The sequence below is a fragment of the Streptomyces sp. NPDC051172 genome, from assembly GCF_040682555.1.
In the GTDB taxonomy this organism is placed as follows: domain Bacteria; phylum Actinomycetota; class Actinomycetes; order Streptomycetales; family Streptomycetaceae; genus Streptomyces.
In genome coordinates this window covers 16,556-34,875 of the sequence record NZ_JBFBBE010000004.1, presented here as the reverse complement: position 1 = coordinate 34,875, position 18,320 = coordinate 16,556, and the positions used below count along the sequence as shown (strand labels likewise).

Below are 18,320 nucleotides of genomic sequence, written 5' to 3'. Positions count from 1 at the left end.
CCGTGTCGCACATTCTGTTCGTACGGACGGGCGAGACCAGGGCAAAGTCTACCGGCGGTCCTCCTCGTCCCGTGGGGCCTCTCGGCGACGGGAGCGTGGAAGGACTCTCAGAGCGTCCCCTATGTCGGCGACTTCCAGGACCTTCATCCCGACAGGGATCTTGCCCGGGTCGCCCGGGACGAGCGCGTGGGTGAAGCCCAGACGGTGTGCTTCGGCGAGTCGCCGCTGGACGCCCGTGACCCGTCTGACCTCGCCCGCGAGGCCGACCTCGCCGATCGCGACCAGGTTCTTGGGCAGCGGGGTGTCGCTGGCTGCCGAGGCCAGCGCGAGGGCGACGGCGAGGTCGGCTGCGGGCTCGGAGAGCTTCACCCCGCCGACCGTCGCGGAGTAGATGTCCCGCTTGCCGAGCGCGCTGATCCGGCCCCGCTGCTCCAGGACGGCGAGCATCATCGAGACGCGGGAGGTCTCCAGGCCCGAGGTCGTACGGCGCGGCGAGGGGATCTGTGAGTCGACGGTGAGCGCCTGGACCTCGGCGACCAGGGGGCGGCGGCCCTCAAGCGTGACCGTCAGACAGGTGCCCGGGACCGGTTCGTCACGTCTGGTCAGGAAAAGTCCGCTCGGGTCGGCGAGGCCCGTGATGCCCTCGTCGTGCAGTTCGAAGCAGCCGACCTCGTCCGTGGCGCCGTAGCGGTTCTTGACGCCCCGGACGAGCCGCAGGCGTGCGTGCCGGTCGCCCTCGAAGCTGAGGACGACGTCCACGAGGTGCTCCAGGAGCCGGGGCCCGGCGATGGCCCCGTCCTTGGTGACATGGCCCACAAGGAGCGTGGACATCCCGCGCTCCTTGGAGGCGCGGATGAGCGCGCCGGCCACCTCGCGCACCTGCGCCATGCCGCCGGGGGCGCCGTCGATCTCCGGGGAGGCCACGGTCTGTACGGAGTCCAGGATGAGGAGTGAGGGCTTCACCGCGTCCAAGTGACCCAGCACGGCGGCCAGATCGGTCTCGGCAGCGAGATACAGGTGGTCGTCGATGGCCTTGATGCGGTCGGCGCGCAGCCGCACCTGGCTCGCCGACTCCTCACCTGTGACGTACAGCGTGCGGTGCTCGTCGCTCGCCGACTTCGCCGCCACGTCCAGCAGCAGCGTCGACTTGCCGACGCCCGGCTCGCCCGCCAGCAGCACCACCGCGCCGGGCACCAGCCCGCCGCCCAGCACCCGGTCCAGCTCGGGCACACCGGTCGAGCGGGCGGTGGCCTGGCGCCCGTCGACCTGGCCGATGGGCACCGCGGAGGTGGTGACGCGCCCCGGTGTCGTCGTACGGACGGCGGGCGCGCCGTACTCCTCGATCGTCCCCCATGCCTGGCACTCGGGGCAGCGACCGAGCCACTTGGCCGTCTGCCAGCCGCACTCGGTGCAGCGGTAGGACGGGCGGTCCTTCGTGGACTTGGTACGGGCAGCCATGCGGAGAACCGTAACCGAGCCCACTGACAACGCCGTACGGTCCGGGCGCGGACGCTCGTGGAGAGCGCATGGAGTTGCCGCAATGCGCCTCCCCCCAGTGGTCGATCTTCGTAGAATCGCCACTGCCGAACGCCAGGACGGGACACGTCGTGGAGGGGCCGCACCGCGGGGGCAGGAGGGTGGGCCGGTGTCGGAGGACGACCGGATCGAGCATGCGCGAGAGCTGTACGGCGGACTCGTCGACGCCGGGCTGACGAGGTACGACCACGCCATCTGCGTCGATCCGGACCAGGACCGGGCTCCCGCGGTCGCGCACCGGCTCGATGAGCTCTTCCGGGCCCGCCCGGAGTACCGCGGAGTCGCGATCCGGGTGCGGGGGCTGCCCCAGGAGGGGCCCGGCATCGGAATCAGCAGCCACGCGCGCGTGCGGGAGTCCTTAGGGGTCGCCGGGGGCACGTCTGCCGGTTACGGCAGCGCGGAATGGGGCGCGGGGGACCGGGCCGGGCTGCTCGGCATGTCGACGCAGTACCGGACCGTCGTGTTCGTGTGCCGGCAGTGCCGGGCGGGCGAGGCCCGCGCCTTCTACGACGCTCGGCTGCACCCGCGGTGCAGCGCCGGCCACGGCCTCATGGAGCTGGTGCGATGAAGCTGGACGCCGCACTGCAGCCGCCCGCCGCCCTCGGCGCGGGACGGCGGTTCTTCCTGGTGGGTTATCTGCCGACGTACGCCGCCGTGTTCTTCGTCCTGCTGCTGTTCTGGGCGGGCGCGCGCGGCTGGGCGGCCCCGGTCGGCGGCCGCCTGGGCTTCCACCGGGCCTGGGCGACCGCGACGGCGCTCGGCGTGGGCGAGGTGGTGCTGCTCGTCCTCGGCGTCACCCTGGTCGCCGTACTGCTCGCCCCGCTGCAGACCGCCGTGGTGCGGCTGCTCGAAGGCGCGTGGCCCGAGCGGCTGGGTGCGCGGTGGGCGCGGAAGCGGCAGCTCCGGCAGAAGCGGGCCTGGGAGCAGCGGGCGCAGCTGCCCTCCTTCGGTCCCTTCCCGCCGGGCCCACCGGGCGCGTGGACCGTCCCCCAGTCGGTCGCCGGGCCCGACACGGTCCAGCGGGCGGGCGTCGCCGGGGCGGAGCTGCGCCGCCGCTACCCCCTCCCGGACCACCTGGTCCGCCCCACCGCACTCGGCAACGCCCTCGCCGCCGCGGAGGACACGGCGGGCCGCGCCTTCGGCTACGACGCCGTGGTGGCGTGGCCGCGGCTGTACCCACTGCTCGGCGAGCAGACCCGGGCAGTGGTCGACGACCGGCGGGACACGGTGGACGGTGCGGCCCGGATGGCGGTCACGACGGCGGTGACCACGGTGATCGCGGCGGTCGTGCTCGCCCGCACCGGCTGGTGGCTGTCCCTTGCGGCGGTGCCGCTCGCCGTGTCGTGGGTGGCCTACCGGGGCGCCGTACAGGCGGCCCTCGCGTACGGCGAGTCCCTCCACGTCGCCTTCGACCTGCACCGGTTCGCGCTGCTGCAGGCCCTGGGCATGAAGGTCCCCGAGGACCCGGCGCGGGAGCGGGAGCTCGCGGCGTGGTGGTGCGACCTGTGGCGCCAGGGCGTACCGCTGCCACCCGCCTTCCGGTACACCGCGGAACCGAACCCGGGCCCGACCGGGGGACAGGGACAAGGGCAGGGACAGTCATGACGGACGACACGACGGATGACACGACGACGGACCCGGCGGGACGCGTGACCGACCACATGACTGAAGAACTGCCCGGCAACCACGGCGACTTGGAGGACCAGGACGCCGCCGTCCAGGAGGCCGCCGCGCTCGACACCGTGCTGCCGTACGCGCTGCTCGTCGGCCAGGAGGAGCTGCGGACCGCGCTGGAGATCGCCTATGTGTGTCCGGCCGTCGGCGGGGTGCTGGCCACCGGGCAGCGCGGCACCGCCAAGACCACGACCGTGCGCGCCTTCACGAAGATGGCGGTCGGCGGCCTGCCCGTGACGATGCCCATCGGCGCCACCGACGACCGGGTGCTGGGCGGCTGGCGGATCAAGGAACTCATGCGGGGCAGACCGCGCAAGTCCGACGGACTGCTCGTACAGGCGTCCCGCTCCAGGGCCCGCATGCTGTACGTCGACGAGATCAACCTCCTCGACGACTACCTGGTCAACATCATCCTGGACGCGGCCTCCACCGGCATCCTCGCCCTGGAACGCGACCACCGCTCCGAGCAGACCCAGCATGTGGAGTTCACGCTGGTGGGCACCATGAACCCGGACGAGGGCGGGCTGCGCCCCCAGCTCCTTGACCGTTTCGGCCTGGTGGCCACCGTCGAGTCCGAGTCGGAGGCCCGGCAGCGGCGGCGCATCGTGGAGACCGTGCTGCGCTTCGAGGCCGAACGGAGCGATCCCGGCTCCCGGTTCATGGCGGACGCGCTGCGGCAGGACGCCGAGAAGCGGGCCGAGCTGGACGCGGCGCGTCTGCGCCTCACCGGCATCACCTGCGGGCCCGAGGTCTACGCAGGCTGCGCCGCCCTCGCCGAGGGCTTCCGGCTGGCCGGGCACCGCGGGGAGATCGTCCTGCTCAGGGCCGCCCGAGCGCTCGCCGCGATCGAGGACGACCCGCACGTGTCGCCCGAGCACCTGCGCCGGGTCGCGAAACCGGCGCTCGTCCACCGCAGGGGGCGCGGCGACACGGGCACGCTCCCCGTGTGGAGCGAGGAGGACGACACCCTCGTACAGGAACTGCTCGCGGACGGCCGGGGCTGACCGTGCGGGACGGTATCGGCGAGGCCGCACGCAGGCCGGGGGACGGGGAGGCCGTCACCCGGGCCCTCACGCTCCTGTCCTGCCTCGCCACCGAACCCGGCGCGGGCGGCATCCTCTTCCTCGGCCTGGACCCGGAGCTGCTGCCCCCGCTCGGCGCCTGGCTCGCCGCGCACACCGGGGCCCCCGGAGCGGTCCGCACGCTGGGCTCATGGCTCGGTGAGGAGGACCTCTGGCTGCGTCTGAGACCGGGCGGTGACGGCCTGCGGCTCGTACCGGGGCTGCTGGTGGAGGAGGCGGAAGCCGCGGCCCCGGTGGTTCTCGTCCCCGACCTCTGCCAGGCGGGCCCCGCCGTCGTCCGTGCGGCCGTGACCCTGCTCGGTGCCGCCGCGGCCCATGTCGAGATGCACGGTCTCAGCCTCCGCTGGCACCCGCGCGCCCGCTGGCTGGCGGCCGCGGACCGCACCGAGGCCGCCCGGCTCTCACCGCACCTCCTGGACCGCTTCCCGCTGCGCGTCGAGGCGGAGCACCTGAACGAGGCGCTGTGGCGCCTCGGCACGGACCGCTTCTGGGACCTGCCCGCAGAACGCGAGGCCCTCCTCGCGGCACTGCCGGCCCTCCCGTACGTCCCCGGAACCGGCCGGCGGCCGCAGCCGACCGCGGAGGCACTCGACCTGGCGGTCGGCCTGGTCCCTCCGGACACGGGGATGCGCAGGGGACTGGCGCTGGCCCGGGTGGCGCGGGCGCTGGCGGTGCGGTCGGGGCAGACGCGGGAGGTCCGGGCCGAGCACATGACACAGGCCGCCGCGCTGCTCGGCATCACGCCACCCCCGCCCCGCCCGGACCGGAGCCCACAAGCGCCACCCGACCCTCCGAGCCGGGCTCCGGAGCCCGCCGAGGCACAGCCCACCCCGACCGCCACCCTCCCCACACCCGTCCCGGTGGCCGCCCCCGCCCCGCCCCAACCCCTGCCCGCGGCCCCGGCGGCCCCTCCCGCGACGGCGCCCCCGTACCCGGACCGGGACCCGTACCCGGAGGACGCACCGGACGCCCTGCCCCAGCTCGGCACCTTGCGACCGCCCGGCCGCCGGCGCAGCGCGGCCCGGCGGCTGCAGGGCCGCCCGGTCGGGACGATGCGCGCCCAGGACGTGCAGGATCTGGCGCTCGTGCCGAGCATGGTCCAGGCGGCCACGTCCCGGCTGCTGCGCCCGGAGCACCCCGAACACGCGAACCGTCCCCTCGCCCTGAGCGCCGTGGACCTGCGGCAGTACCGCCGTCGTCCGGAACCCGCGCACGCCCTGGTCCTGGTGGTCGACCACTCCTGCCGCGACTGGGACCCCGCCCCCGCCCTCGCCCCGCACCTGCGCTGGGCCTACGAGACGAACGCCGCCGTCACGGTCGTCGAGTTCGGCCACCGCACCGCCGGACTCGACCTGTGTGCCGAGCGCGTCCGCGTCCCCTCGCTGCTCGACCCGGCGGTCCTCGACACCTTCGACCGTGCGCCCGGCACCGCCAGCCCCCTCGCCCACGCCCTCGACCTCGGCATCCACGAACTGCGCCGCTTCCTGCGCCGCGGGCGTGCCGTGGTCGACGAGGCCCTGCTCGTCGTCGTCACCGACGGCCGCGGGAACGTACCCCTGGACGCGAGTCTGCGCGGCCGCACCCCGAGCGGAGTGCGACGCGAGGGCGTGACGGACGCCCTGCGGGTCGCGGCCACGGCCGCCACGCTGAACCGGCTGCGCGCGGTGGTCGTCGCCCCGGACCTCGACCAGTACCCCGAACTGCCCGCACAGCTCGCCCAGGCCCTCGGCGCGACCCTCGTCGTGGCGCCCCGGCGCAGCCCGGCGGAGCTGCCATGACCACGGAACCGCTGAGCCTGCGCGGCAGGCTGTACGCCGACGAGACACCCCCGGCGGAGCAGACGGCGAACGGCGCGGCGCACCCCGACGTCCGTGACCACAACGCCTCATACGACCTCGACGACGTCGAAGAACCCTCCGAAACACAGGGCTTCGACCCCGAGAACGCCGGGCTCTCCGCCGAACTGCCACCCGGCACCGCCCTGTTGTGCGTCAAGAACACCACCTACGCAGGCCGGCCCAGCTTCGAGCTGTACCTGCACCACCGGGGCAGGGTCCGCGGCGCGAACCGGCCCACCGACCTCGACCAGCGACGGCAGCCCGGGCTCGCCCCGGCCCGCCTGGTCGAACTGGCCGCGAAGTCCGGCTGGCGCGCCACCTACCGGCGCGTCAAGGGCTGGTGGCGCACGGAGACGGTACTGGCGGACTGGGTCGACCGACTGAGAGCGGCCGAGAACCCGCGGCTGGTCGTCTGGGACCACACCGCGCACGAGATCCCCTGGGAACTCCTGTACCGCCAGCCGCTGCACGAGACGTCCCCCGCGGACACGGGCGGCTGGATCGGCGCCACACTCCCGGTCATCCGCTGGACCACGGTGTACGACGCCTCCCGCGCCTGGCGCTACGACGCCCGGCCCCGCGACTGCCGGGGCGGCGTACTCGTCTACGAGGACCCGGAGTTCGCCGTCCCGGCGGACGGCGTGCGGCGGCACGAGGTCGGGGAGCGGTCCACGACCATGCGCCATCTGCACGCCCGCCTCAGGGAGAAGGAGACCGGCTTCGGCCTGCTCCTGATGCGCTGCCACGGCAGGTACTCCGAAGACGTCGACGAGTTCACGCTCGGCGGCGTCCCGTTCCCCGAACTCGACGAGGACTGGAGGATGCCGGCCCTGCGCGCCACCGGAGCCGCCGTGCTGATCAACTCCTGTGTCTCCGCCCGCCCCGTCGTCGACCGCCGCTACAACGCCGCCGTACCCCGCAACTTCGCCGAGATCTTCCTCCGCTGGGGCGCCGGCGCCGTGATCGCCACCCTCGCCGAGATCAGCAAGGTCCACGCCCACGACTTCGCGGCCCGGCTGGTCAGGAACGCACAGCGGGGGCCGGTCAACCTCGCCGACGCCCTGACCGCGCACCGCGCGGACTACGCCCGCGAGGCGGAGCAGGCGATCGCCGAGGGCGACGACCGCCGGTCCGAAGCCGCCATCGAGGCCTTCTTCACCAGCTTCATGTACGCCTACTTCGGCCACCCGGGCACGACGCTGGCCCTCCAGGCGCCGGAAGAACCGGAAGAACCGGAAGGGGACGAGGTCCCGTGACCACCACCCCTCCCGCTCCCTCCGTCAGTCTCAAACCCCTGGTGAGCTGGCCCCGGTCGGTCGAGGACGGGCGCAAGTACCTGGTCACCGTGGACGTCGAGTTCGACACCGAGTCGAGCCCGTGGCCGTACGACACCGAGGAGTACGAGATCGGCTGCATGCTCGAGGGCGGCTCCCGGCTCACGGTGGAGTCGGCCGGCGACACGACCCTGGTGCTGCACCGGTTCGGGGGGACGTACGGGTCCGCCCGCTTCGTGGTGTACGCGACGCGGGAGGGGCCGGCGGGGCTGCAGACCGAGCTGCGGCTGACGCTGATCACCGCGGGCGGAGTGCCGTTCCGGAGCGAGAGGCTGGCGGTTCGGGTCGGCGGGGCGGGGGTGCCGGCCGAGGACATCGAGGTGCCGTTGCCCCGGGAGACGCCGGTGACGGGCGGTACCGCGCAGGATCGGCAACCGACCGGGACCGTGATGGTCCTGACGGGGTCGGGACTGTTGGCCGGTGCGCTGAAGGGCCGGTTGGCCCATGTGGAGCGGCGTACGTTCGGAGTGCGCGCCCAGGTCGAGATCGGCGAACTGCGGGGCACGGCTTGGCGTGTGGCCCTGGTGAGGAGCGGCTCGTGGTCGCAGCGGGGGACCCGCGAGGTGCTGCACGGGATGGTCCATGACCTCCAGGTTCCGCTCGTCGTGTCGGTCGTGCAGGGGCGGGAGACGTGGCAGACGGACTACGGCGATGTCGTGGTGGCCACCGAGGTGCTGCAGGGACCTCGCAGCAGGCCCGTACGGCCGTCGTATCGCCTGGTCAGTGCTGCCCGAGAGGTGCTGGGGAGCAGCGTCCGCTTCCTGGCCACGGCTGCGGACGGCGAGAACGACGACTGCCTGACGACCGCGTACGCCGTGCCCGCCGCGGAGCATTTCACGGTCAGCGCCGTGGGTGACGCGGCGGCGGACCGGGCGGTGGAGGCCCTGGTCGCGGTGCTCGAAGCCGTCGACCCCGAGGCCGATCCGCTGGTGCTGCCGCCGGTGGTGGACGAGCTGCTCGGGCGGGACGAGGAACTGCGCGGGCTCCTGGACCTGTTGGACCCGGCAGGTGCCATGGTGGGAATGCCGAACGTCTCCGTGGTCACCGGCATGCCGGGCATCGGCAAGACCGCACTCGCCGTCGCAGCGGCCCACCAGGCCCTGATGCGCGGATGGTTTCCGGGGGGCATCCGGTTCCTCCCCGGCGGGTGCGATGCACAGGAGGCGCAGTACCACGTCGTGTCCTGGCTGCAGGACCGTACCGACCCCGCTCTCTTCGTGTGCGACGCACTGGACTCCTGGGACTGGCTGACCACGGTGGGGGACGCTTCCCTGCGGGCGCGTCTCCATGTCCTGGCCACCTCGCGCCGCAGGCCGAAGGAGTTCTCCCGTACGAAGACGCTGCTGCTGGATCCGCTGTCCGCCGAGGCTGCCGTGGTGGTTCTCGACCCGGACGGCAGCCATCCCGCCTCGGCGTCGCGCCTGGCCGAGCTGTGCGGCGGGGTGCCGCTGGCGCTGCGGCTCGCACGGTGGTTTCCACCGGGGCTGGAAAACCTCCTCGCCCGTGCGGAGGGACCGGGTGGAATCCTCGAGGCCCTCGATGACCTGGAGCAGGTCTACGAGGCCGAGTACCAGAGCCTGCCCCGTGAGCAGGCGCAGGCTCTGCGCCTGCTGGCACTGATTCCCGGCGATGACGTCGGCCGGGCCATGGCGGACAGCGTGCTGGGTGACACAGCGGACCGGTTGGAGCCCCTCATGGAGGCCGGTCTGGTCCTGCGCAACGAGGCGACCCGGCGTTGGCGCCTGCCGGCTCTGGTGCGCGCGTACGTCGAGTACCTGGTGCAACGGGACCCGGTGGCCCAGGCAGAGCGGGCCGAAGCCCGGGGAATCCTGGGTGCCTTCTGCACAGCACGGACGAAGGAAGCCGTCGATCGCCTGGGGCTGAGCGCCACAAAGCCCGGCACCGAGGGCCGGGAACGTATGGAACTGCCGGACGCACTGGCCTGGTTGGACGGCGAGCGCACGAACCTGACCGCGCTCGCCCTGGAACTGCCCGAGCCCGGCGGGCGGCCGGTCAGTGATCTCGTCCTCCGCCTGGGCATCCACCTGAACTGGCGAGGGTATTTCCACGACTGCATGGACTGCTGCAACGTGGCGCTCGTGCAGGAGGAGAGCCGCCGCACGCAGGCCGACCTGTGGAACCTGCTGGGTGCGGCCCTGAGCGGGGCGGACCGTCCGGACGAGGCGGTGGAGGCGTACCGGAAGGCGGCAGACCTCTTCACGGCTCTCGGCGACGAGGGGGGCCTCGCCGGTTCGCACAACGCCCTGGCCATGGTTCTTGCGGAACAGGGCGATCGGCACGCCGCACGGGAGACCCACCTCGGGGCACTGGACGTCTTCAGGTCCCTGGGGGACCGACTGGGACAGGCGGACGCCCTCATCAGCCTCGGCATGCTGTCCCTCCAGGGAGGCGAGTACGGCGAAGCCGGCGATTGCCTGAGCGAGGCCGCCCGGCTGTACGAGTCCGTCGGCAGCACGTTCGGCATGGCACACGCCTTGGTCGGGCACGCCGAGGCGCTCTGCAGGACCGGCGCCGCGGAAGAGGCCGTGAACGCCACCGCCCGAGCACAGTCGGTCTTCGCCACCCTGACCGACACCCAGGGCCAGGCCCGGGCCTGGGAGGTCCAGGCCGAGGCGTACGAGGTGCAGCTCCGCTACCAGGAGGCCCGCAGCACCTGGCATGCGGCCGCCGAGACCTACGCCCGCGCAGGGGACGAGGAGCGTGCCGAACGGGCCCGCGACCGTGGGCGGCTCCTTCACCGGCGCCCGGCCCGTGAGGAGACCCGTCTCCTCGTGACGGTGGCCACCGCCCCGTTCCGTTCCTCCTCCGTCCGCTGGGCCCTGCATGTGTCACGGGGCTCCGGCTGGGCGGCCCGGGGCGAGAGCACCTCACCCATGGGAGTCACCGACCTGCGCGCCGCCCTGCAGTCCGCGCTGGACGAGGCACTGCGTGCGGAAGACCCCGACCGGCTCGAATTCGCCCTGCCTCTTGGTCACTTCGACCTCGAACCGCACCGATGGGCGGCAGAACGAGGTCCCGGCCCGCAGTTGCTGGGTACCCAACTCCCCGTGGTGTTGCGCGACATGGCCCGAGCGGGCCGCCCCGAGACCGCATGGCTCTCCCGCTGGCGGGAACTGCGGAACGCGCATCGGCTCTCCGCCCAGCACATCCCCATCGCGGGGCCCGCGACGTCGTTTCCCGTCCCGCCCGACCGCATCCCCGTCCTGTGCGGCCCAGCCGCCCACGGCCGCGGCCGCGACCTCGTCTCCCGTCTCCTGAAGGACGGCCACGGTGTGATCCTGTGGACCGCGGCTCCCCACCCGAAGCGGTGCGGGCCGCAATGCCTGCGCCTGCGCGACGAGGCCGCCGCCCTGCTCTCCGACCTCGGCTCCCTAGCCGAACTCCCCCAAGAGCTTTGGCAGTTGCGCACCCTCGGCAGCGACCACCGCCTCTCCCTCCTCTACGACGACCCCGAGTCCCCCCTCCCCGCCGCGCGCCGACCCAGCACATGATCCGACACTCCGTGAACCGGCCATCGCCGTCGGTAACCGGCCACGGAACAGGCGGTTCCTGTACCCGATTGAGGGATCGTTTCACCCGTATGGATTAAAAGTGCTCAAGGAGGAAGAAGGGTTCATCCCGAGCCGCCTACGGTCCACGGATGAGCAGCAGCCCGGAGACCTCGCCCCGCATCACCGGCGCAGACCAGGCGCGCCGGGAGGCACGTGACCGTGCCGCTGCGCGCACGCTCGCGCAGCGGCCGCCCGGGCGCTACGAGCCGTATCTGGACGGGCTGTTCACCTACTGCCTGTCGGTGCTGTGCGACCACGACGCGGCGACCGCGGCCCTGGGCGAGGCCCTCGCGCTCGCCGAGAAGCGCCGCGGCCCCCAGGCGCCGGGGGACCGCCGCGCCTGGCTGTACGCACTGGCCCGCTGGGCCTGTCTGCGCAAGCTCGCGGAGGCCAAGCAGAAACGTCAGGGCACGCACGCGGCGGGCCGGCACAGCACCGAGAAGCAGCGGCCGGCAGAGCCCCCCGTCGCCGACGAGATCCAGGAGGAGCGCCGCCGCGAACTCGCCCTGCTGGCCTGGCCCGAGGCCGCCGGCACCAGCCCGGAGCAGCGCGAGGCGCTCGAACTCGCCGTACGCCACCACCTCACCGCCCACGAGGTCGCCGCCGTACTGGGCCTCGGCCTCGCCACCGCCCGCGAACTGCTGGCCTCCGCCGCCTGCGAGGTGGAGCGCACCCGCGCGGCCCTCGCCGTCGTCGAGACCGGCGGCTGTCCCGACGTCGCCCGGCTCACCGGCGACAACCAGCTGGTGCTCAGCTCGGCCCTGCGCAAGGAGCTCGTCCGGCACGTCGACGACTGCCCGCGATGTCGCCGCAGCGCCGAGCGTGCCGTCCCCGGCCGCTGGCCCGGCGCGACGATCACCCCCGCCGAGCTGCCCGTCCTCGAGGCGCCCCGTGCGGTCCTGCACATGGCGGTCACCCATCAGCCACGCGCGCGTGGCGGCGCTCTTCCCCGGTTCGACCGGCGCGGCTTCCCGATGGACCCGAAGGACCGCGCCGCCCGCCGCGACCGCCTACGCGCGCGTGCCGTCACGACGACGGTCGTCGCCACCGTGGTGGCGGCCCCCGTGTTCGCCCTGTGGGCCGCCTACCGGGGCTCCCCGGCCGAGGGCGCGGACGGCCGCTCCGCCACCGCCAGCGAGGCGCACGGCCCCGTCAGCCTCGGCGGCGAGGCGTCCGGCGGCTACGAGAACGCCGGCAACGCCAGCCCCCGGCCCGGCGGCGACTTCGGCCGAGGCCACCGGCGGCCCGACATCTCCGTGGAGGTCATCAGCGTCACCGGCCTCAGCGGGAAGAGCGCCGGACACCTCCAGGTGTCGGCAGGCCACGCCAGCGACACCACGCTCGTCACCCTCACCGCGACCGGCCCCGCGCCCGTGCACTGGTCCGCGTCGACGGGAGCCGCCTGGCTCTACCTCAGCCAGTCCTCGGGAACGCTCGCGCCCGGCGAGTCGTTGACGATCAAGGTGTACGTGGACCACCTGCGCGAGCCGTCCGGCCCATGGAGCGCACGCGTGGCCGTCTCACCGTCCGGGGCCGTCGTCTCCATCGAGGGCTACGGCGCCGCGCCCAGCCCGACCGCCCCCGGTCCGAGCAGCCCCGGCACCCCGCCGCCCTCGTCGGACCCGGCAACGACCCCGACCGTCTCGGCCCCCACCCCGAGCGCCCCGCCCTCGTCTCCCGCCCCTGATCCCACCCCCACCGACTCCGCCCCGTCCGACCCGAGTCCGACACCGCCGCCCGCCGACAGCGGGAATCCGAGCCCTACGGCGTCGTGAGCGCAGCCCGCGTCAGTCGACCGGGTCCGCCGGATGCGGCGCAAGCAGCGGCAGCTGCGCGGCCAGGCGCTGCTCGCACAGCTCCACGAGGCGGTCGTAGCCGGCCTTGCCCATCAGCTCGGTCAGCTCCGGTCGGTAGGACACGTACACCGGGTCGCCCGCGCCGTGCGCCGAGGTCGCCGACGTGCACCACCAGTGCAGGTCGTGGCCGCCCGGGCCCCAGCCCCGGCGGTCGTACTCGCCGATCGACACCTGCAGCACACGGGTGTCGTCGGGCCGGTCGATCCAGTCGTACGTCCGCCGCACCGGCAGCTGCCAGCACACGTCCGGCTTGGTCTCCAGCGGCTCGCGGCCCTCCTTCAGGGCCAGGATGTGCAGCGAGCAGCCCGCGCCGCCCGCGAACCCGGGCCGGTTCTGGAAGATGCAGGAGCCCTGGAAGGGACGGGTCTGACGGTCGCCGTCCTCGTCCTCGGACACCCAGCCGTGCTTCCTGCCCTCGTCATGGTGCTGCCAGATGTCGGGCGTGAGCCTCGCCACATGCTCGGCGACGCGCTTCTCGTCGTCCTCGTCGGAGAAGTGGGCGCCCAGCGTGCAGCACCCGTCGTCCGCGCGGCCCGCCTGGATGCCCTGGCAGCCGCTGCCGAAGATGCAGTTCCAGCGAGAGGTGAGCCATGTCAGATCGCACCGGAAGACCTGCTCGTCGTCCGCCGGATCCGGGAACTCCACCCACGCGCGTGCGAAGTCGAGGCCCTTCTCGTCCGCTTCTCTGGCCTTCTTCGACAGCTTCGCCGACTGCGGTGGTTTCACCTGCGGAGAACCCTTGGCGGACTCGGCTGCCTTGGCAGCCTTGGCAGCCTTGTCGTCCTTCGCCCTTTTCGTCTTTGGCACAGGACCAGCGTACGGGTCTCCCGGCGCCATCCCATACGGAGGACCGCCCAGGTGGCAGTAGCGTTCCGTACATGAGACTCGGTGTCCTCGACGTGGGATCGAACACGGTGCATCTGCTGGTGGTGGATGCGCACCCGGGCGCGCGCCCGCTGCCCGCGCATTCGCACAAGGCGGAGCTGCGCCTTGCCCAACTGCTCGACGAGAGCGGAGCGATCGGCCCCGAGGGGGTCGACAAACTGATCGCCGTTGTCCACGAGTGCCTGCAGGCCGCCGAGGACAAGGGTGTCGAGGACGTGCTCCCCTTCGCGACCTCCGCCGTGCGCGAGGCTGGCAACGCCGACGACGTCCTCGCGCGCGTGCAGGCCGAGACCGGCGTCGAGCTGCAGGTTCTCTCCGGCGAGGAGGAGGCCCGGCTCACCTTCCTCGCCGTCCGCCGCTGGTTCGGCTGGTCCGCGGGCAAGCTGCTCGTCCTCGACATCGGCGGCGGCTCCCTGGAGATCGCCTATGGCATCGACGAGGAGCCGGACGCCGCCGTCTCCCTCCCGCTCGGCGCCGGCCGCCTCACCGCCGGCTGGCTGCCCGGCGACCCGCCGGACCCGGAGTCCATAAGGGCGCTGCGCCGCCACGTGAGAGCGCAGATCGCCCGCACGGTCGGTGAATTCAGCCGCTTCGGCGCGCCCGATCACGTCGTAGCGACGTCGAAGACCTTCAAGCAGCTCGCTCGTATCGCGGGCGCGGCCCGGTCGACGGAGGGCCTGTACGTCCAGCGCGATCTGAAGCGCGAGTCCCTGGAAGCGTGGGTCCCGCAACTGGCGGGCATGTCGGCGGCCCAGCGGGCGGAACTGCCGGGCGTGAGCGAGGGCCGAGCGGGCCAGATACTGGCGGGCGCCCTGGTGGCGGAGGGCGCGATGGACCTGTTCGGAGTGGAGAGCCTGGAGATCTGCCCGTGGGCGCTGAGGGAGGGCGTGATCCTGCGCAAACTGGACCACATGGGCTCGGTGTGAGCGCCCCGTAGGGGCGCGGGGCTGTGACATCAGCGACTCCGTCGCGGGGCGCGAACAACCACAACCCACCCGCACTCGCCCGTGGCGAACCCCACAACGGCGAACCGGCGCACGGCCACAGCCAACCGCACCCCGTAACCTGTCGGCATGGCGGAGCCAGTCTGCATCCCGGATGCGAAGGTCGCGCTGTCCACGGCCTCCGTGTACCCGGAGTCCACGGCGACGGCCTTCGAGATCGCCGCGCGCCTCGGGTACGACGGCGTCGAGGTCATGGTGTGGACCGACCCGGTCAGCCAGGACATCGAGGCGCTGCGCAGACTCAGCGACTACCACCGCATCCCCATCCTCGCCGTGCACGCCCCCTGCCTGCTCATCACGCAGCGGGTGTGGTCGACGGACCCCTGGGTCAAGCTCCAGCGCGCCCGGGCGGCCGCCGAGAAGCTCGGGGCGACCACGGTCGTCGTCCACCCCCCGTTCCGCTGGCAGCGCCAGTACGCCCGTGACTTCGTCACCGGAATCTGGCGCATGGCGAACGAGACGGACGTGCGGTTCGCCGTGGAGAACATGTACCCCTGGCGCTACCGCGACCGCGAGATGCTCGCGTACGCGCCCGACTGGGACGTGACGAAGGAGGACTACCGTCACTTCACGATCGACCTCAGTCACAGCGCCACGGCCCGCTCCGACGCGCTGCACATGGTCGACCGCATGGGCGACCGCCTCGGCCACGTCCACCTCGCCGACGGCAGGGGATCGGCCAAGGACGAGCACCTCGTTCCTGGCCGCGGCAACCAGCCCTGCGCCGAGCTGCTGGAACATCTCGCCCTGACCGGTTTCGACGGTCACGTCGTCATCGAGGTCAACACCAGGCGCGCCATGTCCGGCGCCGAACGCGAGGCCGATCTGGCGGAGGCGCTGGCCTTCACCCGCCTCCACCTCGCCTCCGCGGTGAGGGTGCCCAGACCGTGAGCGAGGCCCCCGACCCGACTGCCCGCCGCCGCGGCCGGCGGCCCCGTACCGAGTCCGCCGACACCCGCGACCGCATCCTGACCGTGGCCCGTGAGGAGTTCTCCGAGCGCGGGTACGAGAAGACGTCCGTACGGGGCATCGCCAAGGCGGCCGGTGTGGACTCGGCGCTGGTGCACCACTACTTCGGCACCAAGGAGCAGGTCTTCGAGGCCGCGATCGAGGTCGCCTTCGCGCCCGCGCTGAACGCGCCGGAGGCGCTCGCCGACGGTCCGGCGGACGGCGTCGGCGAACGGCTCACCCGCTTCGTCTTCGGCATCTGGGAGAACCCCACCACCCGTACGCCCCTGCTGGCGATCGTGCGCTCCGCCGTCAACAACGAGGCCGCGGCCGCGGTCTTCCGCCGGCTGATCGCCTCCCAGCTGCTGCGTCGCATCGCCGCCCAACTGGACCGGCCGGACGGGGAGCTGCGCGCCGAGCTGGCGGCCGCTCAGCTGGTGGGGTGCGCGATGATGCGATACGTGATCAAGGTGGAGCCGCTGGCGTCGGCGGACGTGGAGCAGATCATCGCGCGGGTGGCGCCGGTGGTGCAGGGGCACCTGACCGGGCCCTGACGCCGCGCGAGGCTCCCAGCCCCTCTGATGCTCTCTGAACGAGACATGCATCCCGCATTCCGGACACAGTGTCCATCCCTTGGAGCAACGGGCGTACGCTCGACTCAGTCAGAACTCTCCGAAGGAGCGAGCGACGATGCCCGAGCTGAGGTCCCGCACAGTCACCCACGGCCGCAACATGGCGGGCGCCCGCGCCCTTATGCGCGCCTCCGGTGTACCCGGCGCGGACATCGGCCGCAAGCCGATCATCGCGGTCGCCAACTCCTTCACGGAGTTCGTGCCGGGCCACACCCATCTGCAGCCGGTCGGCCGGATCGTCAGCGAGGCGATCACCGAGGCGGGCGGCATCCCGCGCGAGTTCAACACGATCGCCGTCGACGACGGCATCGCGATGGGCCACGGCGGCATGCTGTACAGCCTGCCCTCCCGCGACCTGATCGCGGACAGCGTGGAGTACATGGTCGAGGCGCACTGCGCCGACGCCCTGGTCTGCATCTCCAACTGCGACAAGATCACGCCCGGCATGCTGATGGCGGCACTCCGCCTGAACATCCCGACGGTCTTCGTCTCCGGCGGCCCCATGGAGTCCGGCCGCGCCACCCTCGTCGACGGCACGGTCCGCACGCTCGACCTGGTCGACGCGATCTCGGATGCCGTGAACGACAAGATCTCGGACGAGGACATCCTCCGGATCGAGGAGAACGCCTGTCCGACCTGCGGCTCCTGCTCCGGCATGTTCACCGCCAACTCGATGAACTGCCTGACCGAGGCCATCGGTCTCTCCCTGCCCGGCAACGGCTCGGTCCTGGCCACCCACACGGCCCGCAAGCAGCTCTACGTCGACGCGGCCCGCACCGTCATGGACATCACCCGCCGCTATTACGAGCAGGACGACGAGACGGTCCTGCCGCGCTCGATCGCGACCTTCTCCGCCTTCGAGAACGCGATGGCCCTCGACATCGCGATGGGCGGCTCGACCAACACGATCCTGCACCTGCTGGCCGCGGCCCAGGAGGCGGGCGTCCCGTTCGGCCTGGAGGAGATCAACGAGGTCTCGCGGCGCGTGCCGTGCCTGGCGAAGGTGGCGCCGAACGTCGCGAAGACCCGCACGTACTACATGGAGGACGTGCACCGCGCCGGCGGCATCCCGGCCCTGCTGGGTGAACTGCATCGCGCGGGTCTCCTCAACGAGGACGTCCACGCGGTCCACAGCCCGTCCCTGGCGGACTGGCTGAAGACGTGGGACGTGCGAGGCGGCTCCCCGTCCCCCGAGGCCGTGGAACTGTGGCACGCGGCCCCCGGCTGCGTCCGCTCCGCCGAGGCCTTCTCCCAGTCCGAGCGCTGGGAAGCGCTGGACGAGGACGCGGCGGAGGGCTGCATCCGCTCCGCCGAGCACGCGTACTCGAAGGACGGCGGCCTCGCGGTCCTCAAGGGCAACCTCGCCGTCGACGGCTGCGTGGTCAAGACGGCCGGCGTCGACGAGTCGATCTGGACCTTCGAGGGCCCGGCGGTCGTCTGCGAGTCGCAGGAGGAGGCCGTCGAGAAGATCCTCAACAAGCAGGTGACCCACGGCGACGTGGTCGTCATCCGCTACGAGGGCCCCAAGGGCGGCCCCGGCATGCAGGAGATGCTCTACCCGACGTCCTTCCTCAAGGGCCGCGGCCTCGGCAAGACCTGCGCCCTGATCACCGACGGCCGCTTCTCCGGCGGCACCTCCGGTCTCTCGATCGGCCACGCCTCGCCGGAGGCGGCCTCCGGCGGCACGATCGCGCTCGTCGAGGACGGCGACCGCATCCGCATCGACATCCCGAACCGCACGATCGAGCTCCTCGTCGACGACGCCGAGCTCGCCCGCCGCGAACAGGCCCTGGGCGGCGTGTACGCGCCCAAGAGCCGCCAGCGCAAGGTGTCCGCGGCCCTGCGGGCCTATGCGGCGATGGCGACCAGCGCGGACAAGGGCGCGGTGCGGGACGTTTCGAAGCTGGGCTGAACACTGCTCTTCCGAGAGGGCCGTCCCCTGCGGGGCGGCCCTCTCGC

Annotated in this window: 13 protein-coding genes; 11 read left to right on the top strand and 2 right to left on the bottom strand. The window is 72.8% G+C overall.

The genetic code is table 11. The features are described from left to right. Positions 1–48: 48 nt before the first annotated feature. Positions 49–1,458, bottom strand: coding sequence for a DNA repair protein RadA (radA, locus tag AB0N07_RS03315; protein ID WP_365831574.1), 1,410 nt, complete (start codon positions 1,456–1,458; stop codon positions 49–51). A gap of 187 nt (positions 1,459–1,645) precedes the next feature. On the opposite strand from radA, the gene AB0N07_RS03310 reads away from it, so the two are divergent. The 7 genes from AB0N07_RS03310 (at position 1,646) to AB0N07_RS03280 (ending at position 12,811) form a co-directional block, all read left to right on the top strand. Beyond that, complete coding sequence (locus AB0N07_RS03310; RefSeq protein WP_365831572.1) at positions 1,646–2,104, top strand: hypothetical protein; 459 nt, start codon at positions 1,646–1,648, stop codon at positions 2,102–2,104. Then, entirely contained in the window at positions 2,101–3,141 is a 1,041-nt protein-coding gene (locus AB0N07_RS03305; protein ID WP_365831570.1) for a hypothetical protein, read from the top strand. The genes AB0N07_RS03310 and AB0N07_RS03305 overlap by 4 nt, the downstream gene beginning before the upstream one ends. Next, entirely contained in the window at positions 3,138–4,214 is a 1,077-nt protein-coding gene (locus tag AB0N07_RS03300; RefSeq protein WP_365831568.1) for an AAA family ATPase, read from the top strand. Before AB0N07_RS03305 ends, AB0N07_RS03300 begins: the two co-directional genes overlap by 4 nt. A 2-nt stretch (positions 4,215–4,216) precedes the next feature. Then, positions 4,217–6,070 (top strand): hypothetical protein, encoded by a 1,854-nt coding sequence (locus tag AB0N07_RS03295; protein WP_365831566.1) that lies wholly within the window; start codon positions 4,217–4,219, stop codon positions 6,068–6,070. Beyond that, positions 6,067–7,386, top strand: a complete 1,320-nt coding sequence (locus tag AB0N07_RS03290) for a hypothetical protein (RefSeq protein WP_365831564.1) — start codon at positions 6,067–6,069, stop codon at positions 7,384–7,386. The genes AB0N07_RS03295 and AB0N07_RS03290 overlap by 4 nt, the downstream gene beginning before the upstream one ends. Then, the gene (locus AB0N07_RS03285) at positions 7,383–10,976 is read left to right on the top strand and encodes a tetratricopeptide repeat protein (RefSeq protein ID WP_365831562.1); all 3,594 of its coding nucleotides are present in this window, start codon (positions 7,383–7,385) and stop codon (positions 10,974–10,976) included. The genes AB0N07_RS03290 and AB0N07_RS03285 overlap by 4 nt, the downstream gene beginning before the upstream one ends. Before the next feature lie 149 nt (positions 10,977–11,125). Then, on the top strand, positions 11,126–12,811 hold the full coding sequence (locus tag AB0N07_RS03280; protein WP_365831560.1) for a hypothetical protein: 1,686 nt from the start codon (positions 11,126–11,128) through the stop codon (positions 12,809–12,811). 12 nt (positions 12,812–12,823) lie between these two features. Here the strand turns inward: AB0N07_RS03280 and AB0N07_RS03275 are convergent, their stop codons facing one another. Further along, positions 12,824–13,699 carry a hypothetical protein gene (locus tag AB0N07_RS03275; RefSeq protein ID WP_365831558.1) on the bottom strand — a complete coding sequence of 292 codons (876 nt, stop codon included), beginning with the start codon at positions 13,697–13,699 and terminating at the stop codon, positions 12,824–12,826. Positions 13,700–13,770: 71 nt separating this feature from the next. Between AB0N07_RS03275 and AB0N07_RS03270 the strand changes: the two genes are divergently transcribed. The 4 genes from AB0N07_RS03270 (at position 13,771) to ilvD (ending at position 18,273) form a co-directional block, all read left to right on the top strand. Beyond that, the gene (locus tag AB0N07_RS03270; RefSeq protein ID WP_365831556.1) at positions 13,771–14,703 is read left to right on the top strand and encodes a Ppx/GppA phosphatase family protein; all 933 of its coding nucleotides are present in this window, start codon (positions 13,771–13,773) and stop codon (positions 14,701–14,703) included. 147 nt (positions 14,704–14,850) lie between these two features. Beyond that, entirely contained in the window at positions 14,851–15,672 is an 822-nt protein-coding gene (locus AB0N07_RS03265) for a sugar phosphate isomerase/epimerase (protein ID WP_365831554.1), read from the top strand. Then, complete coding sequence (locus AB0N07_RS03260) at positions 15,669–16,283, top strand: TetR family transcriptional regulator (RefSeq protein WP_365831552.1); 615 nt, start codon at positions 15,669–15,671, stop codon at positions 16,281–16,283. Before AB0N07_RS03265 ends, AB0N07_RS03260 begins: the two co-directional genes overlap by 4 nt. Positions 16,284–16,419: 136 nt before the next feature. After that, complete coding sequence (gene ilvD, locus AB0N07_RS03255) at positions 16,420–18,273, top strand: dihydroxy-acid dehydratase (protein WP_365831550.1); 1,854 nt, start codon at positions 16,420–16,422, stop codon at positions 18,271–18,273. Positions 18,274–18,320: the final 47 nt, after the last annotated feature.